Genomic DNA, 24,636 nt, shown 5'->3' on the forward strand with positions numbered 1-24,636 from the left:
AAATAGCCAATGACGACATCTCCGATCCGAGACCCCCCAGTCAGTACACCGCACTGTCCACCGAAGCGACTTTTTCAAGCAGCACATATCCCCAGAGTATGGCTGTGACCCGACGGCTCCTCATGGCCGTCGTCGGACTGCTGTCGCTGCTGGCCTATCTCGTGGCGGCATACGTCGGCTATACGCTGCTTCTGCCGGTGTGGGACAGTCGCCCGTCGTCGATGGTGGCCGCCGTGATCGTCATCGGAACGGCAATCCTTCTCGGCGTCGTGAACTACTGGGCTGCGACGGCACGACTCAAGCGATCTCTCGATGCAGTTGAGCTCTCGCGGGCGCGTGCGCCGGAGGCTTACCGCCACCTCGACGCACTTGTCGAGCGGATGGACGTCGAGACACCGAGGCTGCTCCTGGCGGAGCTGCCGGTCCCGAACGCGTTCGCTATCGGTGGCGGGGCTGGAGCTATCGTCGTCGACCGGCGGCTGTTCCGGCTGTTGTCCGCGGCGGAGTTCCAGGCGCTGCTCGCACACGAACTCGCACATCTGGAGACCCGCGACGCGCTCGTTCAGACTGTCGCGTACAGCCTCATCCAGACACTCGTCGGGCTTGTCGGCCTGGTTCTGTTTCCCATCGTGGTACTAACCGGTGGCATCGCCCGTTCACTCGCGTTGCTGCGCGGCGACCCGTCGTCGTGGTCGCGTTCCTGGCTTGGTCGAACACAACAGTACGCGCTGCAGGTCGTCGCCGGGCTCGGATTCGCCGTGACGCTGCTGTTACTGGGCTATTCCAGACACCGTGAGCTGGCGGCCGACGACCGCGCAATCGAGATAACGGGGAATCCTGTCGGGCTTGCCCGAGCCCTCGCGAAAATCGAGCAGGCTTCGAGGCCGGATTTCGGTCCCCTGAGACAGTTGTACGTGCACAGCGAATCGGACAACGAGCTGTCACGCCTCCTGTCGACACATCCACCGATGGACGAACGGATACAGCGGCTACAGGAGCGAGCGAAGCGAGGCGGTTCCACGAAGAGGAGTGGGCTGTCGAGCAGTCGTCGGTAGGTGTTTCAGCGTCGACAGGAAGTCGATACAAATTTGAAGAGTGCTGTTTTGGAAGTACCCGGCCGAAATATGCAACTTAATCATAGGTAGTACGACTAAAACAGAACCTTGGAAGCCGCTTTAAGAGGAGTCGTGACAAGCCAGTTTCGGCAACGTGTACTACCGACGCGGCCTCGTTTGGGACGCAGAATAGTTATACGGGCAGTTGTGAAAGGATCGGATATGACACACCGGACAGAGCGTCTCGAACGTCTCATCACGGATGAACTCGGGGACCGTTGTGTGGCCGACGTCGAAGCGCGGCTTGAAACCCTAGAAGCGTACGACGCGGCAACGCCCACCTCGACCGAGACGGACCTCGACGCGTTACAGACGCTTGGGAACGAAACCAGGTACAACATCGTGCAGTTGTTGGTGACGGCCGACGGACCGCTCTGCGTCTGTGAGATTTCCCATCTCGTAGAAGTAAGCGATAGCGCGATCAGCCACGCGCTGTCGGATCTCCGCGACGCCAGCCTCGTCACCCGGGAGAAAGACCAGCAATGGCGGTATTACGAGCCGACTGACCGAGCCGTGGCGCTCGTCGCAGCGCTTGGCCGGACGCGAAAATGAACGTCCGGGTAGTACAGCTACCAAGGGAGTCTGCTCTTGTAGGCACTGACCGCTCTATATAGGCATTGAGACCGACATAGCGGTCCTAGAAACCGCTATGTTCGGCGCGGAACTGTGCCCACATATGCAAGCCAGCATCCCGCGGCGAGCGACCGAGACGGCTACGAGCCAGAGGTATGCGTGCCCGCTATGTAACTGCGGTGCAGACAGTGAAGACGATATATACTGCCATCTGCTGGTCTCACACCGGAAAAGTGCACTTGCTGACGCCCTCCTTGATCGGGCAGATTGCGACCAGTAGTCCGGTGTTTGGCTTTGGAAAACAATACAATATCGTCTTTTAGTATTGAATATAGAAGTTTAAATGTATAAATATAACTTCTGATTGCAGATTTATCTATCCCGGTGCAAATATCTTGAATTGAGGAGTGAAATGCCGCAGCCGATCCAATAGATTCGCCCTGTGATCGGAGAGTCGCGACGTCACTCAGTGTATCGCTCGGAGTTCCCCTTTCCAATGATTAATTAAAGTAAAGTGAATATCGCTATATCAAATCGTAGTGGAGCGCTGACCACCGGCAACGATCCGGCGGTTGCTGGCACCGAATTGTCGATAACATACATACACGTGTTAGAGTGTGGAAAATTATATATATATATCAGAACAGGACACACTAGGGTTCAATGGTATCGACACGGTCACAGACCGAATGGCCGCAAGGCTAGCGAACAACGTGTGCAATAGACGGCCGTATGCAATCGTGATTCGAGAACTGCCACACGGCCTGCACATCACAGATCTGGCAAGCACACAGATCCCGTGAGGTTCCTGTGGGACACTCGAAATTGGACCAGGGTACCACACAGCGTATTGATTGGGCGTGTCGGCTTACCCAATGGTGAAATTTAGATGATAGAACAGCGGATCCCAAAAGCTTAACAGTAAGTAACGTTGGGTTCGATGTCGGTAGCGACTTTCAGAACGTTCTGCGGTGGGTCCCGTGTAAATCGGTCGTCACGGAAGCGGTTGATCGGAACGGAGACGCCGGTAGCACCGAGTGCGGTGTCGTTGTTCAGTACTGATGCCCTGACAAACCGAAGCCTGTCGAGCCGTTCCGCATCGTCGAACGCAACGCCCTCCCCGACCGTCTCTAAAGTGGCCTTCAATGCCGTCAGCGTGCTGGCTGCGTTTCGGTTTCGGTCCCCAATCCGTAACGTTCGCTGATCGTTTCGACGCTTCTCAGGGTAGGTGAGCAAGCATAGCCTTTCCGAGGGTGGTCGAGTGGGACGGAACGCGGATGCCAACGTGGTACGACGGCTGTCATATACGTTGAACTATCGATCACACGGGCACCGGGAGCCACAGGAAACGGACTAATATTTGCAGGGACCGGTGCCGGACGAACCACCACAGCGAGGGATGGGAAACGCGTAAGTATCGGGAACGAGATGATTCGAGCGTATGACGAAGACGTACGAGAACTATATCGGTGGCGAGTGGACCGGAAGCGGGGAGACACAGGACGTCACAAACCCGGCGGACGAGACCGACGTTGTCAGCACGGTTCCGGTGTCATCGACGGCGGAAACTGACGACGCAGTCGCGGCCGCGGTGGACGCGACCGACGAATGGGGCGGGATGCCCGGGCCGGAGCGCGGTGCGATCCTGCGTGAGGCCGGAGAAATCCTGAAGTCCCGGAAAGACGAACTGGCGGAGACGCTGACCCGCGAAGAGGGGAAGCCCCTCGGCGAAGCCGAAGGTGAGGTACAGCGGGCGATTGATATTTTCTATTACTACGCGGAGAAGGCCCGGGACTTCGGCGGCACCGTCAAACAACCAAGCGGCGGCCGCGCCGGCCTGCAGACGAAGAAAGAGCCGATGGGCGTCGCGGCGCTCATCACACCGTGGAACTACCCCATCGCGATTCCGGCCTGGAAGATCGCTCCAGCGCTTGCGGTCGGTAACACCGTCGTCATCAAGCCCGCGATGCAGGCCCCGACCGTCGGCGCAATGATCGTCGAGGCGCTGGACGAGGCCGGGATTCCGGACGGCGCGATCAATCTGGTCTGTGGCCCCGGCAGTGAGGTCGGCGAACGGCTGACCACCCACGACGACGTCGACGTGGTGTCGTTCACCGGCAGCGCCTCAGTCGGCGAGCACGTCTACGATCAGGCGACGAACAACGGGAAGCGCGCCCAGGCGGAGATGGGCGGCAAGAACCCGACCGTCGTCATGCCGAGCGCCGGCGTGGAGAAGGCGGCGGACATCGTCGGGGCCGGGGCCTTCGGTGGCACGGGCCAGGCCTGTACCGCGACGTCCCGGGCCATCGTCCACGAGGACATCTACGATGAGTTCCTCGACGCTATCGTCGACTACGCCGAGTCCCTGGAGATCGGTGACGGTCTCAACCGGGCCGACATGGGTCCCCACGTCAGTGAGGACGAGCTCGCGGGAAGCCTGGAGTACATCGACATCGCACAGTCGGAGGGGGCGACCCTCGAAACTGGCGGTGAAGAACTCACCGGCGGCGAGTACGACGCCGGGAACTTCATCTCGCCGGCCGTCTTCTCCGACGTCGAGCCAGACATGCGGATCGCACAGGAAGAGGTGTTCGGGCCGGTGCTCGCCGTGATTCCTGTCTCCGATTTCGACGAGGGCGTCGAGGTCGCGAACGACATCGACTACGGCCTCTCGGCCAGCATCGTGACCGACCGGATCGAGGAAGAAAACGAGTTCATCGAGCGCTCCGAGTCCGGCGTGGTCAAGGTCAACGAGAAGACCACCGGGCTGGAGCTGCACGTGCCGTTCGGCGGCCTCAAACGCTCCTCAACGAACACCTACCGCGAGCAGGGCGACGCCGGCCTGGAGTTCTTCAGTTACATCAAGACGGTGTACCGCAACAGCTAACCGAGGCTGTCACCGTTCTTGATCGGAAGTAGCGTTCATGTGACAAAGATTTATATACTATTAATTTCTACCTGCTATTGCTCTTGTCCACCGCAAGAGCGAGCGTGCAAAGTCATGGTCAGAGCACGACCGACGATGGTGGAACGGCCCCAGCATCGCCACTCTGTCCCGGACAGACGTTCCACTCTCGTTGTTAGCGCCCCAACATCCGGGATGTGTTTCGGTGCCGCTTGCTGGACCAGTCCGGACGCAGTGAGAAACAGTGTCTATACCCGTGTCCGGTTGGGCGCAGCACCGCTTCGTCGTCGGCAGTTTGGCTACGGAGTGACCACAGTGAGCGGGACGGAGGTTCGGAGCGGTCTATCAGAGACACCGTGGCGCGCCGCTCACAGCTGCCCGTTCAGTATAATGGAACGCCTTCCGTAACGGTTGTACTGTCGTTATTCTCGATTCGAGAAACGGCGATCACGAACGGATACCACCCGTAGAAAGCCCGTGAAACGGCATTTTCCGTTCGGAGTACCGACCGATTGCTGGAGAACATCGGCGTGTGAGACTGACGGCCCGTCCCACGATGTCAAACACTTGTGTCATTAGCCGGGATTAATTCGCTCGATACATGAACTGTCATTCGTTTCTCTGGAACATTGCAGGCCAGCACGGGTTGCCAACACAAGACATAATAGCCGGCCAGCCGACGCCAGCGGCATGAACGTCGACGCGCTCACGGCCGGGTTCGACCGCCGAGACTGGCAGGAGCGGACAGAGACAGACAGTCCAGTTCGGTTTGCCATGATCGGCGTGGGCTGGTGGACCACCGAGCAGGCGATGCCCGCCGTCGACGCGGGCGAGCTCTGTGAGACGACCGTACTCGTCAGCGGCGACCGCGAGAAGGCGGCCGACGTGGCGGCCGGTTCGGAGACGGTCGAGCACGCGATCACCTACGGGGAGTTCCACGACGGGGCCGCGAGCGACGCCTACGACGCCGTCTACATCGTCACCCCGAACGCTCGCCACCTCCCCTTCGTCGAGACGGCGGCGGAATTGGACAAGGCGATCCTCTGTGAGAAGCCCATGGAGGCCACGATCGACCGCGCAGAGCGGATGGTCGAGGTGTGTGACGAACACGACGCGACGCTGATGATCGCCTACCGGATGCACACCGAGCCGGCCGTCCGGCGGGCGAAAGACCTCATCGACGAGGGGTACATCGGCGAACCGTTGTTCATTCACGGCAACATGACCGAGCCCATCCTCGAACTCGTCCCCGACCCCGACCAGTGGCGGCTGGACTGGGAGCTCTCCGGGGGCTGTGCCGTGATGGACATCGGCCTGTATCCGCTGAACACGAGCCGGTTCCTGCTGGACGCCGATCCCGTTGCCGTCCGGGGAACGGTCGCCTCCGTGCAAGGAGAGTTCGCGGACGTGCCCGATGAACACGGCGCGTTCCAGCTGGATTTCCCGAGTCACGTGTACGCGGCGTGTACAGCCAGTCAGAACGCCTACCTCGACAGCCACATCTCCGTACTGGGAACCGGAGGGAAAGTCCGCGTCGAACCGGCGTTTTACCCCTGGGACGACCGCGCGCTCCAGCTTTCCCACGAGGGCACGACGGTCGACATCGACTTCGAGCAGATCGACCAGATGGAAGAGGAGTTCGAGTACTTCGCCCACTGTCTGCTGACCGATACAGAACCCTACGCTGACGGCGAGCACGGCCTCGTCGACATCAAGACGATCAAGGCTGTCTACGAAGCCTCTGAGACAGAATCGACGGTCACACTCGACTGAGTGTCGCCACGGGACTTTTTGAGCGGGCCGGGCGTAGGTCGACGTATGGTAGAGTCAACATGGGACGACTGGTTCGTCCGCCGGGAAATCGAAGCGACGGACCCCGGCGACGGCGTCACAGTCTGGTATCTCGGCTGTAACGGCTTCGTCCTTCGTTCGCAGTCGACGACGCTGTACATCGACCCCTACTTCGGGACGGGCGATCCGCCGAACCTCATCCGCATGATACCGGTGCCGATGGACCCCGCTGATGCGAGCCAGTGCGACGCCACGCTCGTCACGCACGAACACATCGACCACATGCACCCGCCGTCGTACGGTCCGCTGGTCGAGGACTGCGGGGCTGATCTGTACGCACCGTCGGCCTCGTACGAATCGCCGGACTACGACGGCGATATGCGGGTGCCCGACGAGCGGCGCAACGAGATCGCCGTCGGCGACGAGTTCACCGTCGGCGATTTCACCGTTCACGTCACCGGCGCGAACGACCCCGACGCCATCGAACCCGTGAGCTACGTCATCGAGCACGACGCCGGGACGTTCTTCCACGCCGGCGACAGCCGGCCTGCGGAGGAATTTACCGACGTGGGCAGTCGGTTCGACATCGACGCGGGCGCGCTAGCCTTCGGGACCGTCGGTTCCATCTACGAGCCCGAACCCGACCGCGGCGTCCGAACGAAGTGGTATATGGACGAAAACGAGATCATCGAGGCCGCGAACCAGCTCCGGCTCACTCGCTTGCTCCCCTCCCATCACGACATGTGGCAAGGTGAGGCCGGCGATCCGAAGGTACTCCACGAGCACGCGGTGTCTTTCGAATATCCTCGAACCATCGAGCCGCTGTACATCGGCTGTTCAGTGCAGCTGGACGTGCCTGGAATTCGGCGTCTCGGCGCACTGGGCGACGGCTGATGTGGCCCTGACTCTCGTTTGATGAAGCGGATACAGGTTCAAACAGCCACCCGAGATCGCTGTCTTTCGTTTGCCGCGGGGTAGTTTTAATATCCCAACCTTGGAACGTTCCACAAATGTCGCCAACGATAACAAAAATCGAAAGCCGGGAGTTCGAGTACCCCCTCGAAGACGTGGGGACCGACAAGCACGGCTTCAATCTGGTGTACGCGCCGGGGGAGACGACGACCCGGAAACTGTTCGGCGTGCAGATTCATACCGACGAGGGAATCACGGGCGAGTACGTCGGCGGCAACTCCCCGGCGGCCGCCCAGTACAACATCGTCGCACAGTACCTCATCGGCAAGGACCCGCTGAAACGCGAGAAACACTGGTCGGAATGCAAGCGCGCGCTCCGGAAGTACGACCGGATGGGCATCGGCCCCATCGACATCGCGCTGTGGGACTTCGCCGGGAAGTACTACGACGCGCCGATTCACGAACTGCTGGGGACCTACCGCGAGCGCATCCCAGCCTACGCGTCGACCTACCACGGCGACGACGCCGGCGGGCTGGACTCGCCGGAAGCCTTCGCCGACTTCGCCCAGGAATGCCGCGACGAGGGCTTCGGCGGCTTCAAGATCCACGGCTGGGGCGGCGGCGACGACGCCCGGAGCCTCGACCGCGAAGTCGCGGCGGTCCACGCTGTCGGCGAGGCCGTCGGCGACGAGATGGACCTGATGCACGATCCCGCCTGCGAACTGGAGACGTTCGCCGACGCGCTGGAACTGGGCCGGGCGCTCGACGAACAGGGCTTTTTCTGGTACGAGGACCCGTTCCGGGACGGCGGCATCTCACAGCACGCCCACAAGAAACTGGCCCAGAAGCTCGACACGCCCATCCTCCAGACCGAGCACATCCGCGGGCTGGAGATCAAGTCCGATTTCGCCGCCAGCGAGGCGACCGACTTTCTCCGGGCCGACCCCGAGTACGACGCGGGCATCACCGGCGCGATCAAGGTGGCCCGCATGGCCGAGGCGTTCGGGCTGGACGTGGAGTTCCACGCGCCCGGCCCCGCACAGCGGCACTGCATCGCCGCCTGTCGGAACTCGAACTACTACGAGATGGCGCTGGTCCACCCGGACTGCCAGAACACCCAGCCGCCGGTGTACGAGGGCGGCTACTCCGACCTGATGGACGCCGTCGATTCCGACGGGACAGTCGGTGTCCCCGACGGCCCGGGACTGGGCGTGGAGTACGACTGGGAGTACATCGAAGCGAACGCGACGGGCAGCGTCCACACCTACGAATAGCGCCACCGGAGGGGAGCGGCGTTTCCGGCCGGGCTGGGACTACTCCGCCGCGTACGCCCGGACGCCGGTTTCGAGAACCGCTCGGTAACGGTCCACGTCGATATCGACGGCGACGCGGGCGTTTGGATCGGTGTCGGTCGTGCCGTGTTCGTCACAGATCACGGCCCCGTGGCAGGGGCCGCCGGTCGTGTCCACTTCCAGATAGTACTTCTCGAAGGTGAGCACCGACTCGTCGATGATATCCGCGACGACGGCGGCGTCGTGGATGGCCGGCGCGTCGGCCAGCGGGTAGGTCCCGGAGTCGGGCCGGTAGTCGAGCCACTCGGCGACGGTGCCGCGGACGCCGCCGGCCTCGCGGAACGCCTCGATGAACTCGGGGGCCACCGTAGCGCGGTTGGTCACGTCCAGGCCGACCATCCGCGTGTTCGCGTCCTGCAGGACCCGGCTGGCCGCCGCGGGGTCGTTGTGGAAGTTCGCTTCGGCCATCGGCGTCACGTTTCCGGTCGTCATCGCCGCGCCGCCCATGAGATAGATGTCGTCGACGAGGTCGGGCAAGCGAGGTTCCTTGGCCAGCGCGATCGCCAGGTTCGGGAGCGGCCCGACGGCCGCAATCGTCAGTTCGTCGCCGTACTCGTGGGCGGCTTCGATAATCGCGTCGGCCCCGTGGATGTCCCGCGTGTCGCCGTCGACGTCGGGTATGTCGCCGTGGAGTCCGTTCTCGCCGTGGATCCACTCGGCGGTGTCGAGGTCGTCCACGAGCGGGCGGCCACACCCCCGAGCCACCGGCACGTCGTAGCCGCCCAGCGCCAGTATCGCGTGGGTGTTTCGCGTCGTGTTCTCGATAGTCGTGTTCCCACAGACAGTCGAGAGACCGACGACATCGACCTCGTCGTGGCCGAGCGCCATCGCCAACATGACCGCGTCGTCGCAGCCGGGGTCCGTATCGAAGAACACTTTGCGTGACATACCTCCGGATTTCCCCCTATCGGGTATTAAAAGCTGGTGTGGACTGGTCGAGACACGGGAGCACCGCTATCGGCAGATCGGCAGCGTCTTGTGGGGCATGTGTCGTGCTGTCGCCGCCACCACAGCGGGTGTGTCGGAATGTGTGGCCGACAGATGGGGTGTGGCGCCACAACCATCTTGTACCAGCCAAGCGGTGCGAGACCACGGAACAGTCCGGGGCACGATCAGTGCTGGAAGTGGAAACCGCGTGACGGTACTCGAAGACAGCCCGGAGCCGGCAGTTTGTTACAGAATACAGTCATTATCCCGAAATGGTTCGGTTAGGATAAATTTTAACTGTACACTCTCGATACCGTACAGGAAGTGATGGACAGCAATCATAGACGGTCGATACTGCTCAGCGTCCTACTCGTTTTTTCCGCTGTCAGCGCCGGCTTCATCGGAAGCGCCGCTGCAGCCCCGAGCGAGCAAACCGAGTTAGCAACGACGAACAGCCAGACTGCGACACAGACGGCATCGGCCGGTGGCGCCACCTGTCAGCTTGACGGTAGCTGTCCGGTTCCTGATGATTCTGTCGATCTCAACAACAGCGGTGCCGGCGTCGATGTCCTGATCGACGGGAGTCATCAGGGCTCGACGTTCACGGAGTTCGCGAACCGGCTCAGCGAGCGCGGGTACGACGTCGACACGAAACGGTCGACGACCGGGGGGTTGACCTCGTGGAACAGTTCGTCCGCGGACGGGCTGTCGGACTACGACGTGGTCATCATCCCCGTCCCCCAGACGGCTTATAGCGAGGCCGAACAGGAAGCGATCGACGAGTACGTCAGAAACGGCGGCAGCCTGTTCGTCGTCGGGGACTGGACTTCGCCGCTGCAGGGCCACGCCGGCAAGCTCAACGACATCACCGACCCGTACGGACTGCACTTCAACGGCGAGAGCGACAGGTGGCTCCGGAACATCCAGGACCCGACCAACAAGACGGTAGAGGACTACGAGTGGCGGGTCGTCCTCCACAACACGGGCCAGCATCCGATCACGAGGGGCGTCGACACCGTGGAGTACGACGGGGTCAGTCTCAACGTAACCGACACGGAAAACGGGACGCAAGCCCCGCTGCTGTACGGTGACAGCGACACCTACGAGTACACCTACTCCACCACCGAGGAGGAGTTCCCCCGCGGCGAGCGCATCGTCGGCGCGGCCGCGACGTGGGACATCGGTGACAACGGTCGCGTCGTCGCCTTCGGCAGCCAGAAATCGCTCACGACGTATCTCACCGACGAGTGGCAGGCCGAACACCAGCAGACCGACACGCGGCCGTTCCTCTTCCGCACGGTGAAGTGGCTGGCCTCGTCGGGCCACGTCGAGCGACCGGACAAGCCAGTCGCCGTCACCGGCGAGCGGATCAAAGGTGGCGAGACCCCGGCAAGCGAGACGATCGTGCTCAAAAACAGCGAGATCGCCGCCGCCATCGGGACCGAGACCAACGGCCCCTTCGGCACGCTGCCGGGCGGTATCTACGACGCCAACGCGTACGGACTGACGACCGACCAGATCGGCGTCGCCGAGTTCGCGTTCAACGACTTCGGGACGTGGCCCGTCTACGAGTCCTTCGAGCGCCAGAACGCCACCGGGCCGAACGGCGCGGCGGTCGTCACCGCGACCGGCCACGTCAGTACGAATCCGAACGTCTCCGTCACGACGACGTACACGCTGCCGGCCGATTCCAGTCACATCTGGATCAACACCACGATGGAGAACGACGGGGACCAGCGGCTCCCGGTCAACGACTCCGAGCGTCTCCAGAGCGGGGCAGCGTTGAGTTCCGAGGGCCAGTCCACCTGGCTCCCCGGTTCGGGGGCAATCGAGGAGACGCGCGCGCCGCCGGTGAGCGCCGACACGCTCACTCAGCCGTGGGCCGCGCTCACCGGCGACCGCGTCAGCTACGGCGTCTGGGGCGGGAACGGCTCGTTCACCTCGTACACCGCCTCCTCGACGTGGGTCGACCCGTGGCTCGAACACCGCCTCGACCCCGGTGAGACGCGGTCGGCGGAGTTCGCCTTCTTCGTCGGCGAGGACGGCTCAAGTAGCGCGACCAGCGAGTACTACAACCGACAGCAAGGAACCGAGACGGGAACCGTGACCGGTACCATCGCAAGCACGAACAACGAGTCCGTCTCACAGGCCACGGTCACCGCGGCAACCGATGACGGTGCGTTCACCTACACCGTTGGGTCGGAGACGGGAACGTACGAACTCGAACTGCCTGCCGGCGAGTACACGCTGACGGCCGACGCCAGCGGGTTTGCGGCCTCAGAGCCCAAATCTGTGACCGTCAACGGCGGCGAAACGGCCACCGCCGACTTCGACTCCCTGGAGGGGCCGGCTCCGGTCAACGTCACTGCCATGATCGACGACGAGGGCGAGGTCAGTCCCGCCGACGCCCGGATCACGGTACTCGACGAGGGTACCGCGGTCCAGACCGTGTACACGCAGACGACGCCGGCCGGCACGGCCTCGCTCCAGCTCCCGCCCGGCAACTACACGCTGGTGTTCAACCACGGCACCGGCTACATCGCCGAACCCGTCGAGAAGAACATCTCGGTGACGCCCGGCGAGTCGGTCAGCGTCAACGCGACGTTCACCGAGGAACTCGACCCCAGCGAGCGCAACTGGGTCGGCATCGACCCCCACGCCCACAGCAGCGTCAGCTTCGACGGCAAGACGCCCATCGACAACTTCGTCGCCATCCAGCAATCGGCGGGCGTCGACGCGGTGTTCATCTCCGACCACAACGCCATCGGCGGCTGGGGGGCGATGGAGTCACAGGCCGAGGAGCGCGACATCATGTTCATCCGGAGCGAGGAGATCACGACCGGCGACCTCGGACATTTCAACCCCTATCCGATGCACGGCGAGGAGATGGTCGACTCCAACGGGACCATCGTGGCGTTCATCGAGGAGTCACGCAGCCGCCACAACGCGACAGTGTTCCAGATCAACCATCCGGGTGACCGCTTCGTCGATCTCGACAGCGCGCCCGGCCAGCACGAGGAGTACCTCCCGATGGTCGACGCCATCGAGGCATACAACGGCCCGTACGGCGAGTCCGACGCAGCCAGCGTCCAAGGGCTGTTCACCCTCTGGAACGAAGGCTACGAGATCACGGCGACCGGTGTCAGCGACGACCACTGTTCGCAGTGCTTCCCGGCGAAATACGGCAGCGCCCGCACGCGGGCGTACGTGGAGGGAACCGTCACGCCGGAGAAGTGGGCCCAGTCCGTGAAAGACGGGCACACGTACGCGACGTACGGGCCGGCCGTCGAGTTCACCGTCGACGACAGGATGCCTGGCGAGACCGTGAACACGACCGCCGGGTCCGCCGTGGAGGCGTCCGCGACGGTGCGGAACCTCGACGAACTCGCCTACGCCGAGGTCATCCGGAACGGGACGACAGTCTCGAACGTCACGCTCGACGGGACGAACGACACCGTGAGCACCGACGTGGACGTGAATGGAGACGCCTGGATCGCCTTCCGCGTCGTCGACGAGGACGGCGACCGAGCGCTGACCAGTCCGGTCTGGATCTCGACCGGCCAGGAAGCCGAATCCGGAACTGACGGCAACGGCGAATCCGGCGGTACTACGGGAACTGCGACGCCAGCGGACACCGACACCGAGGGCGAGTCAGCGACCACGACGGCAGCTGACACGATGACCGCGGAACCGGAGACGACCGCCGCATCCGGGCCCGGGTTCACCGCCGTCGTCGCGCTGCTCGCGCTCGTCGCCGCGGCGCTGCTCGCAACGAGGCGGGGGACGTAAGCCATGCCGGAGACCAGCCAGCGGCTGACCCGCCGCGGGTTCCTCGGAACCCTCGGGCTGGCTGCGGTGGCCAGTGCTGGCTGTAGCAGCCTCGGCGGAACTCAGAACAGCCAGTCGGGCGTCGGAGCCAGCGAGTCGAGCGGGTCAGCGGCGACACCCAGCAAGAGTGAGACGCCCGTGCAGACAGAGGGTGGGGCACACCATAACGAAAGCGGACACGGACACACGCACACCGACAGCGGGCACCAGCACGGCGAGGAACACACCCATGACGGCGAACACGCAGGTAGCGACCACGACGCCGAGGGCACTACCGAGACCGAGCTAGCGGCGTTCGAGTCCAACCTCCGGAAGTGGTTCGTCGATATCGACTCCCTCGCCGTCGAAGACAGCCGCGTCAGGCTGACTTACGTCACGCAGAGCACGCGCAGCCACGAACTCGCCGCGGGCATCGAGACGGTCGTCGTCTCGTTCATCCAGGCGTACACGGACGAATGGGGCGTCAGGGGGCTCGACGCGGAGGTGATCGAGCCCTCCGGCGACGTGATGGGGTACTGGCGAACGGAGTCACGGTGGGTCGAACCGGTCGTCGAGGGCCACGAGACGCGGACCGCGCTCCTCGAACGGACGCTCGACACGTACCACGGCCGCCTCACTCGCGACCACGACCACGAGAAGACGGGAACAGACCACAGCGGGAACGAGAGCGGTCACGAGCACCGCAACGGGACCGAGCACCCGGACCACTGACGAGGCAGCGACGTCGCTACTATCACCGTCTTTCGAATACTGAGATCGGATACTGCGATTTGTGGAAAAGAAGGGAAGTACGGCTGCTCAGACTTTCAGCAACGACAGCAGACTGACGCCGACGTCGAAGTACTCGATGAGGCGGTAGCCGACGAGGATACCGAGGATACCCATGACGCCAGCGAGGTTCGGCGGGGCCGGAATGGGGACATCCAGCAGTCCGAACACGACGCCGGTGGCGACGCCAGTCATCGTCGCGACGATAACGAGCGAGAGATTCATCGATCGATCACCACGGCCCCACGGCGAGGACCCGCACAGTCGCGCGTCGAAACGCCCTGAGAGCGGCCGGCAGGTATGTTTGAAGTGTGTGTCATTGGTGGCATATAGAACGGGTTCGAGCGGTAAGTATGCTCCTCCTCGGGCCAGCAGTGGTGAGCAGTACCACATAACATCCTCGGATAGTCCTGTAAAATCGTGAAATACGTCCATATATTCGAAAGGGGGCCGGTTTTGGGTTCTTGGTTGTTGGTATACACATCTACATTTACTTGATACGAGTTCATAAAGCACAGCTGTCGCGATATCCATTCTATATAGAAATATACATCCAAACATACAGACGAATACACTCCAAGCGGCTGTAGTACCGAAGTTGTACACACAAATAGAGTGGCAGCGGCGGAGCGGAAACTGACCGCCGAATCCGAACAGTCGCCGGGAGGCTGGCGTTTATAAGCGAGCCACGGGAAGTGATGACGATGCAAGCCGTTCAGTTCGACAGTCACGGCGACCGTGACGTACTCGAGTATGGCGAGTTTCCCGACCCCGAACCGGGCCGCGACGAGGTAGTTATCGACGTGAAAGCGGCCGCGCTGAACCACCTCGACATCTGGACCCGGCGCGGGCTTCCCGGCGTCGACCTCGAAATGCCACACATCCCGGGCAGCGACGCCGCGGGTATCGTCGACGAGGTCGGCGACGGCGTCTCGCGGTTCGAACCGGGCGACCGGGTGGCCGTCCTCGCCGGCAAGAGCGGCGGGGGCGACGAGTTCACACGGAAGGGCGATCCGACACTCGCGCCGGATTTCCACATCATCGGCGAACACGTCCGGGGCGTCCACAGCGAGTACGCCGCCGTGCCGGCCGAGAACCTCACACCGGTCCCGGAGGGCGTCGACTGGGAGACCGCCGCCGCGTCGCCACTGGTGTTCCAGACCGCCTGGCGAATGCTGCGGGACCGCGGCGACCTGAAAGCTGGCGAGTCAGTGCTGGTGCTCGGTGCGTCCGGCGGCGTGGGTCACGCGGCGGTCCAGATCGCCGACCACGCCGGCGCTGAAGTGTTCGCCACCGCCAGCAGCCAGGAGAAGCTCGACTACGCCGAGGAACTGGGGGCGGACCACACCATCAACTACGAGGAGACGGACTTCGCGAGCGAGATCCGGGACCTGACCGACGGCCGCGGTGTCGACATGGTCGTCGACCACATCGGCGCACAGACCTGGCAGGACTCGCTCAAGAGCCTCGTCAAGGGCGGCCGGGTCGTCACCTGCGGCGCGACCACCGGCGGCAACCCGGAGACGGACATCAACCGCATCTTCTGGAACCAGCTGGAGGTCATCGGCTCGACGATGGCCACCCCGGGGCAGGCCGACGAAGTGCTGGACCTGGTCTGGGAGGGCGAACTGGAGCCGCGAGTCCGCGAGACGCTGCCGATGAGCGAGATCGCGCGGGCACACGAGATAATCGAGGACCGCGAGGGCTTCGGGAAGGTCGTCGTCGTTCCCGACAGCGAACTGTAAGCGGCCGACGGCGGCTTACGCGCTGTCCCCGAACCGTTCGACCGCGACCCGCTCGAACGGTGCGGAGTACTGCATCAGCACCGTTCCGAGAATACTCATCACCAGCACGTACGCGACGGTGAAGGCGTAGATCGTGTTCGCCATCTCGGCCGACAGCGACGTGCCAGCCCCGGTCACTGCCACCGCTGCGATGATGAGCGAGAACTCACCGCGAGTGACCATGCCGAGACCGACACGCATCGACCGACGGGGGTCGAGGTCGTACGCGCGGCCGCCGAGGTAGCCGGAGACGAGTTTCGTTGGGGTCGTCACGAGGGCAGCCGCAACGACGAGGCCGGCGACACCGGCGAACAGCCACGGGTCCGTTTCGAGACCGATCCAGAAGAAGAAGACGGCTGCAAACGTGTCCCGGACTGGTTCTAAGAGGTTCTCCAGCTTGTGGGTGTGTGAGGTCGGCGCGAACGCCATCCCGATGAAGAACGCGGCGACGGCTTCGCTGACGCCGATGGCGAGAGCGACGCCGGAGATGAGGACCGTGATTCCGATCGCCCGCAACACCGTGTACTCGTTCGACGTCGTCCGGAGGGCGCGCTCGAACCACGGCGTGCCATAGTGGGCGAGCATGAGGAGGCCCATGATGAACGCGAGCGCAATGCCGACCGACGTCGCGGCGGCAGTGACATCAGAACCGCCGGTGACCAGCGCGGCCGCCACGGTGAGGTAGACGGCGATGAACAGATCCTCGAAGACGAGCGTCCCGAGCATCGGGTCGGCCTCGTCGTTGGCGATCCAGCCGAGGTCGATCAGTGACTTCGTGATGATGGCCGACGACGAGATGTAGACGATACCGGCGACCAGAAAGGCCGCGAGCGGGTCCCGGAACAGCGCGAAGCCGAGCAGGAGACCGACACCGAAGTTGAGGCCCAGGTCGATAGCACCGACCGCGCCGATGCGCTCCTTGCTCGCCAGGAGCCGGTCGAGGTTGAACTCCAGACCGAGGAAAAACAGCAGGAAGACGATCCCCAGTTCGGCCCCGATATCGATGAACTCGGACGGTTCGATGACCGGCAATCCGTAGCCAGCAACGGTGAACTCGCCGGCTACGGACGGTGACAGCATCATCCCCACGACGATGTAGAACGGGATCACAGACTTGTTCGCGGCGGCGGCCGCGACGCCGGCGAGCGCGATGGCGGCGAACAGGATGCCGACAGCGAGCAAGTCAGCCACGGCTACCGACCCCCAGTACGAGGCCCGCCCATTTACAGGTCACCGGTCAGGAGGTCCTCGAAGGCCTCACAGCTCTCGCGCTCGCCCACGACGACGAGAGTGTCGTCGGCCTCTATTGTCGTCGTGGGCGCCGGCCCCGAGATGACCTCGCCATCGCGCTGGATCGCGATAACGGTCACACCCGTTCGCTGGCCGATGTCCGCACTCACAAGGGTCTCGCCGACAAGCGGTGAGTCCGCCTCGACCGCGTACCATTCAAGCAGTGTTCCCTCCGTCAGCATCGTCTCAACGTGGTCAGACGAGACGGGCTGGAAGTACGCCCCTTCGAGGATCGTCCCGACCATTCGAGCCATCCGGTCTGAGAGTTCGAGGAGTTTCTCGGAGTCAGCGTCGTCACTCTCTTTCAGGTACAGCTCTCGGTTCCCGGTGTTGTGGGTGACGATGACCAGTTGCTCACCGTTCCCGATGTCCACCTCGTGTTTCTTGCCGACACCGGGCAGGTCACTCTCTTTGATATCCATACCGCGGGCTTGCAGTGGCGAGGGCATAAGATTCGGGTAGTGAGGACGGACACCGGTCCGCCCAGAACGCCACGGGGGAGAACGTGACTGATCCGGAGCACCGTTCCGAAAGATGGGTGTTCGACCGTCTGAGCCAGCCCAGAGTCCGCATCTCAACGAGCCGTGAGTGGGGTGACCAAAAGGTATTAGTGGGTTCCTGCCAACGTTCAGGCAAGCGAACTTTCGCTAAAACAACCTGAGTTGTTTTAGCGTCGGGAGCTACCAATGCCACACGACACACTCCTGCTCATCGGTCGGGACACGTCACGCGCTGCGCCCTACGAGACACACGCTCGCCGCCTGCGCGAGCGCGGGGTAGCCACCGACGTGACGGTGCTGACCTACGACCACGAACCCCGTCGGGAGTTGCGCGACGAGCTGGTAGCCATCGATGCCGACCGCGTATTCGCGCTGCCGATGACCGTCGCCCACGACCACACGACGGTCACAGACGTGCCGGCGGCGCTCGAACACGTCGACGCCGAGACCCACTACTGTGAGCCGGTCGGGCGAAGCCCGCTGCTGACCGAAGCGCTCCGGGACCGCGCCGCCGCAGCGGTGCCGGAGGCCGCGGACGCCTCTGTCGCGCTCGTCGCCTTCGGCTCCAGCGGCAAGCCGTATCAGCGACAGGTGACGGAGTACCACGCCGAGCGCCTTCGCGAGCGTTCGGCCTTCGGCGAGGTCGAGCCCTGCTATCTGCTCCAGAACCCCGCCGTCGAATGTGTCAGGTACAACCTCACCCACGACCACGCCGTCGCCGTCCCGCTCTTTCTCGCGCCCACTGACGCGACCGAGACGCAGATTCCCGCCAAACTCGATCTCGACCGGGGCGGCCTCGCCTACACCGACCCGCTGGACGACCACCCGTTGGTCACCGAGGCTATCGCGACCGCCGTCGAGACAGCGCGGACGATGGCCGACGCACGCACACCACAGACGTTCGAGGCGACGCTGGCCGCGACGAACCGGCCGCTGGCGACTGACGGCGAGGGCGACTAAGACTGTCAAAGAGTGGTCAGGACCGGGGCTGACGAGAGGAAGCGATTTGTACCCACGGTACATTCTGGCACGTAGATGGTTCGTCGACGAGTGGCGCAGACGCGGGAACAGGTCAAGGAGAAGCTAGTGGCCGCGCTTGTCGAGGAACACTCGCCGCGGGAGGTCGCAATGAGCTTCAGCGTCGGCGTGTTCCTCACCGCACTGCCGACCCTTGGCACTGGGTTCCTCGCCTTCCTCGTCCTCGCGTACCTGTTCAGACAGCTCAGCAAGGTCGCGCTGTTCGCGTCCGTGCTGATACTCAACCCCCCAGTCAAGTGGGGCGTGTACGCGACGAGCTTCTGGCTCGGGAACCAGATTCTGGGGCCGGTGCCCGGGCTGTCGTTTAGCGGCGTCTCTGTCTCGATGGGCAGCGACGTGCTGGTCCGACTGTGGACGGGCAACATCATCCTGGCAGTGGTGTTCGCCGTCGTCGGCTACGTGCTGGCGTTCCGGCTCATCAGCGAGTACAGACGGCGGCAGACGGATGCAGTCGCGGTCAGCTAACCGAAGCTGTGGCGGTCGGGCGCTACTCCCGCCGCACGACGAACACCGACAGATCCGAAAACCGCGTGTCGTCACGACTGTCACCGCCGGCATCCTGCGCGAGGCCACCCAGCGTCGTCGCCGTTCGCGCCTCGTCGTCGTGGGTGAGCCGCTCGTAGACCAGCGCCGGCAGCTCTGGGTCGCCGCCAGCGTCCAGCAGTTCGGCCGCGATGTCTTCGGGCATCAGGTCGAAGGGCCGGGGCAACACGAGCAGATGTCGGTCGCCCACGTCGCTGCGGAGCCGGGCGAGGTCGGCCGAGAGATCGCCGCTCTTGTGTAGCGTCACGAAGGTCGTGTCTTCCATCGGCGTCCGGGCGCGGCTGGCGGCGATCTGCAGCGACGAGATGCCCGGCACGACGCGGACCGGTCGGTCCACAGCGCGCTGGACCTTGCCGACGAACTGGTAGCCCGAGTGGTTCGGGTCGCCCATCGCGACTGCGGTCCCGCGCTCGCCGTCGGCCACGCGCTCGGCGAAGGCCGCCAGCGTGTCGAGTTCGTCCCGGTAGCCACAGGTAAGCAGATCCGCGTCGGTCCGGTCAGCGACAAAGTCGACGACTGTCTCGAAGCCGACGACCACGTCGGCCTCGCGGATCGCCCGCTCGCCCCGCGGCGTCAGAAAATCAAGGTTTCCCGGGCCGATGCCGACGGCGTGGACTGGGCGGTCGGCGTCGGGGTCCTCGGGTGCACTCGCCGCGATGTCTGCCGGGTCCGGGCCGGCGTCGAGGTCGTAGTCGTCACTCTCAGTCATCCAGCGAAGCGTCGCCCTCCCGCACGTCACTTGCGACGTGCACCAGTTCGTTCGTCAGCCCGGCTGCCAGCCCGCTCCCGCCGCGGCGGCCGACGTTCGTGATGGTCGGAACACCGTGCTCGGCGGCGACCTCCCGGAGCCGCTCCCGGCTCTCGGCGGCCTTGACGAAGCCGACCGGCGTCGCGACGACGACGGCCGGCCGGGTGCCGTCCTCGATGCAGTCAGCCAGTGCGAGCGCGGCCGTCGGTGCGTTCCCGACGACGGCGATGGCCCCGTCGTAGACGCCCTGCTTGTCGAGTTCGAGCACGGACGCCGCCGTGCGGGTCATCCCAGTCTCGGCGGCCAGCTCTGCACCGTTGCCGATTGCCTTCTGGACCGGACAGTCATGCCCGCGGCCGGTGATACCCGATTTGACCATCGTGATATCGGTGACGATGGGCTGTTCGTCCAGCACGGCACGAGCGCCCGCACGGATCGGTTCGTCCTCGTCGTCGCCGGTGAACCGCATCAGGTACTGAAACTCGGGGTCGCCGGTCGCGTGGACGGACTTCTGACGGATCCGGTCGGCCAGCGTCTCGTCGGGGACGAGTTCGCGCACGCGGTCCATCGACGTTTCGGCGATCTCCATCGCGTTCGAGGTGGTCGCGCCGAGGTCGGCGTACTCCTCGAAGTCGTCGTCACTGTTCGTGTCACCGTCTGTCGCATCAGTTGTGTTAGTCGTCATCTGAGGTCACCTCCGGTCGTTCCGTACTGCTGTTACGCGCTTCGAGGTCTCCGTCGACTTCCAGGTTCAGGTCCCTGAGCCGGTCCCGCGTCTCGTCGTCGGCGTCCCAGAGGCCGCGGTCGATGGCTTCGAGTAGCGTGTCGGTGATCGAGTCTAGCGCCCAGGGGTTCACGTCCCGGAGCCAGTCCTGTCGGTCCGCGTCGAAGGCGTAGCGTTCGGCCACGTCCTCCCACAGCGTGTCGCTGACCACGTCGGTCGTCGCGTCCCAGCCAAGCACCACGTCGACCGTCGTGGAGAGGTCGCCAGCGCCCTTGTAGCCGTGTTCCTCCATCGAGTCGAGCCACGAGGGATTCAGGACGCGGGCGCGCATCGCCTTGCGGACCTTCTCCTCGTTGGTGTACACGTCGACGTTGTCCGGGTCCGAGGAGTCCCCAACGTAGGAGTTCGGTTCCTCGCCGGCGATTTCCGTGACGGCGGAGATGAACCCGCCGTGGAAGGCGTACCAGTCGGAGGAGTCGAACTCGTCCTGCTCGGCGGTGTCCTCGATTTTGACCGTTGCATCGACAGAGGAGAGACGGCGCTCGAAGGACTCGTGGGCCTCGCTGACCCGGCCGCGGGAGCCCATGGCGTAGCCGCCCCACTGGACGTACACGTCGGCGAGATCCGAGCGGTCGTCCCAGTTGCCCTCGTCGACGGCCTTGTTCGTGCCGGCCCCGTAGCCGCCCGGCCGAGTCGTAAAGACGCGGTGTTTCGCGGCGCTCTCGGCGTCGCCCTCGTCCATGCCGTCCGCCACGAGGTCGTCGGTCTCCTCCTCGACGTGTTTCTTCACGTAGTTCATGTCGTGGGGTTCGTCGAGGTCGACGACGGCGTCGACGGCGTCGTGGACGACCCCCGCGGCTGCCGGGAACGCGTCCCGAAACAGGCCGGAGACGCGCGTCGTCACGTCGATGCGCGGGCGGCCGAGTTCCTCCAGCGGAATCGGTTCCACGTCCTCGACGCGACCGGCATCGCTCCAGACCGGTTCGACGCCCATCAGCGCGAGCACCTGCGCGATGGTCTCGCCGCGGGTCCGGACCGTCGGGGTACCCCAGACGACGACGCCTATTTCTTCGGGGTACTCACCCTCGTCGGTCTCGTGGCGTTCCAACACGCCGTCGGCGACCTCGCTGCCAACGTCCCAGGCCGTCTTGGCCGGGACCTTCCGCGGGTCCAGCGTGTAGAAGTTCCGGGCCGTCGGGAGCAGGTCGACGCCGCCGCGGGTCGGCGCGCCGGAGCCACCTGGCGGGACGTACTCGCCCGCCAGCGCGTCGGCAGTCCGGGGAATCTCGTCGGCCGCGCCGGCCACCCGCGGGGCCGCTTCCTCGCAGATGTAGGCCAGTGCCTCACGCAGATCATCATGCGCGCCCGACCGCACGCGGGCGTCCCCGAGTGGTTCGATGTCGACAACGAGGAGGTTCATGTTCACCTCCGAAGTGTTGTCTTCGAGTTCGCTCTCGGGCACGTCGAAGTCGTGTTCGGCCAACGTTCGGACGAGGTCTTTGCTCGTCTCGTGGACGTGGTCGGCGGCCTCAGCGTAGGTCATACCCAGCGTCTCGTCGTACTCGCCCGGCGCGTTCCGGAGCTTGTCGTAGTCGACGCCGAGCACGCCCGCGACGCTCTCGCGCAGCGACGGTGCACCAGGGTTTTCGAGCCGCGTGAGTGCGACCAGGTAGTCGATGAGTCGGTCGTCGGCCGGCGGCTCACCCATCGTGTGCAGCCCCTTCCGGATCTGGGTCGTCTTCACGTCGGTGAGGTACTCGTGGACGCGCTCGACGAGTTCGTCGATGTCGAGATCCTCACCGTCCACGTCGCCCTCGGCGAGCGTCGACCCCGCTTCGTCAGGCCCGCGAACATCGGCTTTCTCGTCGATTTCGCCGACGATACCCAGCTCGACAGCAAGGTCGAGTTCATCGACGGCCTGGCGAATCTGCTCGGCGAGGTGCTCGCCGTCGTCGCTGCGGGCGTCCTCCATCCCGGCTTCGCGGTAGCGGTCCGCGAGCTCCTCCAGGTCGGCGAGGTCGTCGTAAGTGCCGGCGTTGGCCATCACCGGCGTGAGGTAATCGACGATAGCCGCATACGAGCGCCGCTTCGCCTGTGTCCCCTCGCCGGGGTTGTTGACGATGTAGGGGTAGACGTTCGGTATGTCGTCGATCAATTGGTCCGGCGCGCTCTCACCGTCCAGCCCGACCGTCTTGCCGGGAAGCCACTCCAGGCTGCCGTGGGTGCCCAAATGGACCACGGCGTCCGTCTCGTAGCTGTTGCGAAGCCAGCGGTAGAACGCGACGTAGTCGTGGGGTGGCTGGAGGTCCGAGTCGTGATACACCTTCGAGGGGTCCATGCCGAAGCCACGCGGCGGCTGGACCGTCACGAGCACGTTCCCGAACTCCACGCCCGGAATCGCGAACGGGCGGTCAGGCGGGTCGCCCCATTCCTCGATGACGTTGTCGCGGAAGTCGGCGTCGAGCGCCTCGAACCACTCGCCGTATTGGTCTGGCGAGACGGTGTCGACGCTCATCTCGCGCACGTCCTCGGGCGCGACCCAGCGGTCATCGAGGGTTAGCTGGGCGGTAAGCCGTTCGACCAGCGACTGGCCGCTGTCGGGCATGGTATCCCCTAAATCGTAACCCCGGGCGTCCAGTTCTTCGAGTAGATTCACCGTGCTCTCCGGCGAGTCCAGCCCGAACGCCGTCCCGATGCCGTCGTCGCTGGGTGGGTAGTTGTGCAGGACGACGGCGACCTGTTTCTCGTCGTTCGGCGTGTGCCGGAGTTCAGCCCAGTTGACCGCCAGCCGCGCGACGTGGTCGATACGGTCGTCGATGGGGAAGTGCTGTTTCGGGGCACTGCCGATGCCGGCGTCGTCGTCGGTCCGCTCCTTGCCCGAGATGGGGTGGGTGATGACGTTGCCGTCGAACTCCGGCAGCGCGACCGAGAGCGCGAGTTCGAAGCCCATCACGCCCGTGTCGCTGCTGTCGTAGCGCGACCGCGAGCGCATCGTCGTCACGGTCTGGATGACCGGCACGCCGAGTTTGTCGAGGAACACGTCCTCGGCACTTTGGCCCTCGTCGTCAGCACTGCGGCCGCGTTCGTCCATCGACAGCGAGAACATGAACGACGAGCAGACGGCGTCGACCAGCGGATTCCCTGCGTCGTCCAGCAGCCACTCCTCGGTGACCCGCTCGGCGTTCCACTGGCCTTCGGCGTCGGTCGCCGGTTCGCAGAATATCGGGAGCGCGTTCGCGCCCTGAGCCTCGATGGCCCGGACCTGCGCATCGACGTAGCGGGTGTTTTCGTGGGTCCAGTGGGACTCGTAGAACCAGACGGCGACGGTCGGCTTCGCGGGGTCGAACGTCGCGCGCAAGTCCTCGATGCCCGCACCCGGATGGTCGGGGTGGTACACGCCCTCTGACGGGAGTGTCACCGGGTCGTCGAACGCGGGGTCGGCGTCGCCGTACTGCGCCACGAGGTAGCGGACGCAGTTGGCGACGTTGCTCGCCCCGCCCTTGTCGAGGTAGTCGTACACGGTGTCGCGGTGCTCGTCAGGAACCGACGTGTCCTCGAAGGCGAAGGCGTCGCCCGTCGCTTTCACCACGAGCGGGACGCCCGCCTCGCGCAACCGCTCGACGGCCATCTCGTAGCCGGGCATGCTGTCCTCGGCCCCGTGGAGCCAGAGGACGACGGCGTCGGCGTCGGTCAGTTCGTCGACGAACGCCTCGACCGCTGGCTCGTCGTCGAGGTCGCTCTCCGAGCGCACGACGAGGTCCGCGTCGACCTCGCCCGCGGCCCGCTGGACGGCCCCGAGTTCGTTCTCCGTCGCGGTGTAGAGTCCTAGCTGTGGCAT

19 protein-coding genes are annotated in these 24,636 nt (G+C 64.3%); 11 read left to right on the plus strand and 8 right to left on the minus strand.

Annotated features, from left to right (window positions below):
• Positions 1-98: 98 nt before the first annotated feature.
• Both ACY9XZ_RS04670 and ACY9XZ_RS04675 read left to right on the plus strand, forming a co-directional pair.
• Complete coding sequence (locus ACY9XZ_RS04670) at positions 99-1,055, plus strand: M48 family metallopeptidase (RefSeq protein ID WP_463455887.1); 957 nt, start codon at positions 99-101, stop codon at positions 1,053-1,055.
• A gap of 222 nt (positions 1,056-1,277) precedes the next feature.
• Complete coding sequence (locus ACY9XZ_RS04675; RefSeq protein WP_463455888.1) at positions 1,278-1,667, plus strand: ArsR/SmtB family transcription factor; 390 nt, start codon at positions 1,278-1,280, stop codon at positions 1,665-1,667.
• Between the two features lie 936 nt (positions 1,668-2,603).
• On the opposite strand, the gene ACY9XZ_RS04680 is transcribed toward ACY9XZ_RS04675, so the two are convergent.
• Positions 2,604-2,834, minus strand: coding sequence for a hypothetical protein (locus ACY9XZ_RS04680; protein WP_463455889.1), 231 nt, complete (start codon positions 2,832-2,834; stop codon positions 2,604-2,606).
• Positions 2,835-3,129: 295 nt separating this feature from the next.
• Here ACY9XZ_RS04680 and xacF point away from each other — a divergent pair, with 295 nt between their 5' ends.
• From xacF to ACY9XZ_RS04700, 4 genes are all read left to right on the plus strand, one after another.
• Positions 3,130-4,575 (plus strand): 2,5-dioxovalerate dehydrogenase, encoded by a 1,446-nt coding sequence (xacF, locus tag ACY9XZ_RS04685; protein WP_463455890.1) that lies wholly within the window; start codon positions 3,130-3,132, stop codon positions 4,573-4,575.
• Positions 4,576-5,283: 708 nt separating this feature from the next.
• Complete coding sequence (gene gfo6 / locus ACY9XZ_RS04690; RefSeq protein WP_463455891.1) at positions 5,284-6,366, plus strand: D-xylose 1-dehydrogenase Gfo6; 1,083 nt, start codon at positions 5,284-5,286, stop codon at positions 6,364-6,366.
• A gap of 45 nt (positions 6,367-6,411) precedes the next feature.
• Complete coding sequence (locus ACY9XZ_RS04695; protein WP_463455892.1) at positions 6,412-7,278, plus strand: MBL fold metallo-hydrolase; 867 nt, start codon at positions 6,412-6,414, stop codon at positions 7,276-7,278.
• Positions 7,279-7,394: 116 nt separating this feature from the next.
• Positions 7,395-8,570 (plus strand): mandelate racemase family protein, encoded by a 1,176-nt coding sequence (locus ACY9XZ_RS04700; protein ID WP_463455893.1) that lies wholly within the window; start codon positions 7,395-7,397, stop codon positions 8,568-8,570.
• Positions 8,571-8,609: 39 nt separating this feature from the next.
• Here the strand turns inward: ACY9XZ_RS04700 and ACY9XZ_RS04705 are convergent, their stop codons facing one another.
• On the minus strand, positions 8,610-9,536 hold the full coding sequence (locus ACY9XZ_RS04705; protein ID WP_463455894.1) for a nucleoside hydrolase: 927 nt from the start codon (positions 9,534-9,536) through the stop codon (positions 8,610-8,612).
• 366 nt (positions 9,537-9,902) lie between these two features.
• On the opposite strand from ACY9XZ_RS04705, the gene ACY9XZ_RS04710 reads away from it, so the two are divergent.
• Both ACY9XZ_RS04710 and ACY9XZ_RS04715 read left to right on the plus strand, forming a co-directional pair.
• The gene (locus tag ACY9XZ_RS04710; RefSeq protein WP_463455895.1) at positions 9,903-13,364 is read left to right on the plus strand and encodes a CehA/McbA family metallohydrolase; all 3,462 of its coding nucleotides are present in this window, start codon (positions 9,903-9,905) and stop codon (positions 13,362-13,364) included.
• Between the two features lie 3 nt (positions 13,365-13,367).
• Positions 13,368-14,114, plus strand: coding sequence for a twin-arginine translocation signal domain-containing protein (locus ACY9XZ_RS04715; protein ID WP_463455896.1), 747 nt, complete (start codon positions 13,368-13,370; stop codon positions 14,112-14,114).
• An 87-nt stretch (positions 14,115-14,201) separates the two neighbouring features.
• Here ACY9XZ_RS04715 and ACY9XZ_RS04720 read toward each other — a convergent pair whose 3' ends face one another.
• Positions 14,202-14,396, minus strand: coding sequence for a XapX domain-containing protein (locus ACY9XZ_RS04720; protein ID WP_004518274.1), 195 nt, complete (start codon positions 14,394-14,396; stop codon positions 14,202-14,204).
• Between the two features lie 479 nt (positions 14,397-14,875).
• Here ACY9XZ_RS04720 and ACY9XZ_RS04725 point away from each other — a divergent pair, with 479 nt between their 5' ends.
• Positions 14,876-15,916: a zinc-binding dehydrogenase gene (locus tag ACY9XZ_RS04725; RefSeq protein ID WP_463455897.1), complete on the plus strand. Its 1,041-nt coding sequence runs from the start codon at positions 14,876-14,878 to the stop codon at positions 15,914-15,916.
• A gap of 15 nt (positions 15,917-15,931) precedes the next feature.
• Here the strand turns inward: ACY9XZ_RS04725 and ACY9XZ_RS04730 are convergent, their stop codons facing one another.
• On the minus strand, positions 15,932-17,146 hold the full coding sequence (locus ACY9XZ_RS04730; RefSeq protein ID WP_463455898.1) for a cation:proton antiporter: 1,215 nt from the start codon (positions 17,144-17,146) through the stop codon (positions 15,932-15,934).
• Between the two features lie 32 nt (positions 17,147-17,178).
• Complete coding sequence (locus ACY9XZ_RS04735; RefSeq protein ID WP_463455899.1) at positions 17,179-17,667, minus strand: cation:proton antiporter regulatory subunit; 489 nt, start codon at positions 17,665-17,667, stop codon at positions 17,179-17,181.
• Positions 17,668-17,931: 264 nt separating this feature from the next.
• Here ACY9XZ_RS04735 and ACY9XZ_RS04740 point away from each other — a divergent pair, with 264 nt between their 5' ends.
• Together ACY9XZ_RS04740 and ACY9XZ_RS04745 are read left to right on the plus strand one after the other, a co-directional pair.
• Positions 17,932-18,705 carry a CbiX/SirB N-terminal domain-containing protein gene (locus ACY9XZ_RS04740; RefSeq protein WP_463455900.1) on the plus strand — a complete coding sequence of 258 codons (774 nt, stop codon included), beginning with the start codon at positions 17,932-17,934 and terminating at the stop codon, positions 18,703-18,705.
• A 75-nt stretch (positions 18,706-18,780) separates the two neighbouring features.
• A complete protein-coding gene (locus tag ACY9XZ_RS04745; RefSeq protein WP_463455901.1) occupies positions 18,781-19,248 on the plus strand; it encodes a DUF2062 domain-containing protein in 468 nt (155 codons plus the stop codon).
• Positions 19,249-19,270: 22 nt separating this feature from the next.
• Here the strand turns inward: ACY9XZ_RS04745 and ACY9XZ_RS04750 are convergent, their stop codons facing one another.
• From ACY9XZ_RS04750 to cobN, 3 genes are read right to left on the minus strand one after another with little or no spacing between them, the layout of a single operon-like run.
• Positions 19,271-20,035: a cobalt-precorrin-7 (C(5))-methyltransferase gene (locus tag ACY9XZ_RS04750; RefSeq protein ID WP_463455902.1), complete on the minus strand. Its 765-nt coding sequence runs from the start codon at positions 20,033-20,035 to the stop codon at positions 19,271-19,273.
• Entirely contained in the window at positions 20,028-20,759 is a 732-nt protein-coding gene (locus ACY9XZ_RS04755) for a precorrin-8X methylmutase (RefSeq protein WP_463455903.1), read from the minus strand. Before ACY9XZ_RS04755 ends, ACY9XZ_RS04750 begins: the two co-directional genes overlap by 8 nt.
• Positions 20,749-24,636, minus strand: a complete 3,888-nt coding sequence (gene cobN, locus ACY9XZ_RS04760; RefSeq protein ID WP_463455904.1) for a cobaltochelatase subunit CobN — start codon at positions 24,634-24,636, stop codon at positions 20,749-20,751. The genes ACY9XZ_RS04755 and cobN overlap by 11 nt, the downstream gene beginning before the upstream one ends.

Source organism: Haloarcula sp. HT12 (assembly GCF_055271655.1).

Excerpts from the sequence above, each read along its gene's own strand:
- ACY9XZ_RS04670 (WP_463455887.1), top strand. The coding sequence starts at position 99 with ATGGCTGTGACCCGACGGCTCCTCATGGCCGTCGTCGGACTGCTGTCG.
- ACY9XZ_RS04675 (WP_463455888.1), top strand. The coding sequence starts at position 1,278 with ATGACACACCGGACAGAGCGTCTCGAACGTCTCATCACGGATGAACTC.
- xacF (WP_463455890.1), top strand. The coding sequence starts at position 3,130 with ATGACGAAGACGTACGAGAACTATATCGGTGGCGAGTGGACCGGAAGC.
- gfo6 (WP_463455891.1), top strand. The coding sequence starts at position 5,284 with ATGAACGTCGACGCGCTCACGGCCGGGTTCGACCGCCGAGACTGGCAG.
- ACY9XZ_RS04695 (WP_463455892.1), top strand. The coding sequence starts at position 6,412 with ATGGTAGAGTCAACATGGGACGACTGGTTCGTCCGCCGGGAAATCGAA.
- ACY9XZ_RS04700 (WP_463455893.1), top strand. The coding sequence starts at position 7,395 with ATGTCGCCAACGATAACAAAAATCGAAAGCCGGGAGTTCGAGTACCCC.
- ACY9XZ_RS04705 (WP_463455894.1), bottom strand. The coding sequence starts at position 9,536 with ATGTCACGCAAAGTGTTCTTCGATACGGACCCCGGCTGCGACGACGCG.
- ACY9XZ_RS04710 (WP_463455895.1), top strand. The coding sequence starts at position 9,903 with ATGGACAGCAATCATAGACGGTCGATACTGCTCAGCGTCCTACTCGTT.
- ACY9XZ_RS04715 (WP_463455896.1), top strand. The coding sequence starts at position 13,368 with ATGCCGGAGACCAGCCAGCGGCTGACCCGCCGCGGGTTCCTCGGAACC.
- ACY9XZ_RS04720 (WP_004518274.1), bottom strand. The coding sequence starts at position 14,396 with ATGAATCTCTCGCTCGTTATCGTCGCGACGATGACTGGCGTCGCCACC.
- ACY9XZ_RS04725 (WP_463455897.1), top strand. The coding sequence starts at position 14,876 with ATGCAAGCCGTTCAGTTCGACAGTCACGGCGACCGTGACGTACTCGAG.
- ACY9XZ_RS04735 (WP_463455899.1), bottom strand. The coding sequence starts at position 17,667 with ATGGATATCAAAGAGAGTGACCTGCCCGGTGTCGGCAAGAAACACGAG.
- ACY9XZ_RS04740 (WP_463455900.1), top strand. The coding sequence starts at position 17,932 with ATGCCACACGACACACTCCTGCTCATCGGTCGGGACACGTCACGCGCT.
- ACY9XZ_RS04745 (WP_463455901.1), top strand. The coding sequence starts at position 18,781 with ATGGTTCGTCGACGAGTGGCGCAGACGCGGGAACAGGTCAAGGAGAAG.
- ACY9XZ_RS04750 (WP_463455902.1), bottom strand. The coding sequence starts at position 20,035 with ATGACTGAGAGTGACGACTACGACCTCGACGCCGGCCCGGACCCGGCA.
- ACY9XZ_RS04755 (WP_463455903.1), bottom strand. The coding sequence starts at position 20,759 with ATGACGACTAACACAACTGATGCGACAGACGGTGACACGAACAGTGAC.
- cobN (WP_463455904.1), bottom strand. The coding sequence starts at position 24,636 with ATGCCACAGCTAGGACTCTACACCGCGACGGAGAACGAACTCGGGGCC.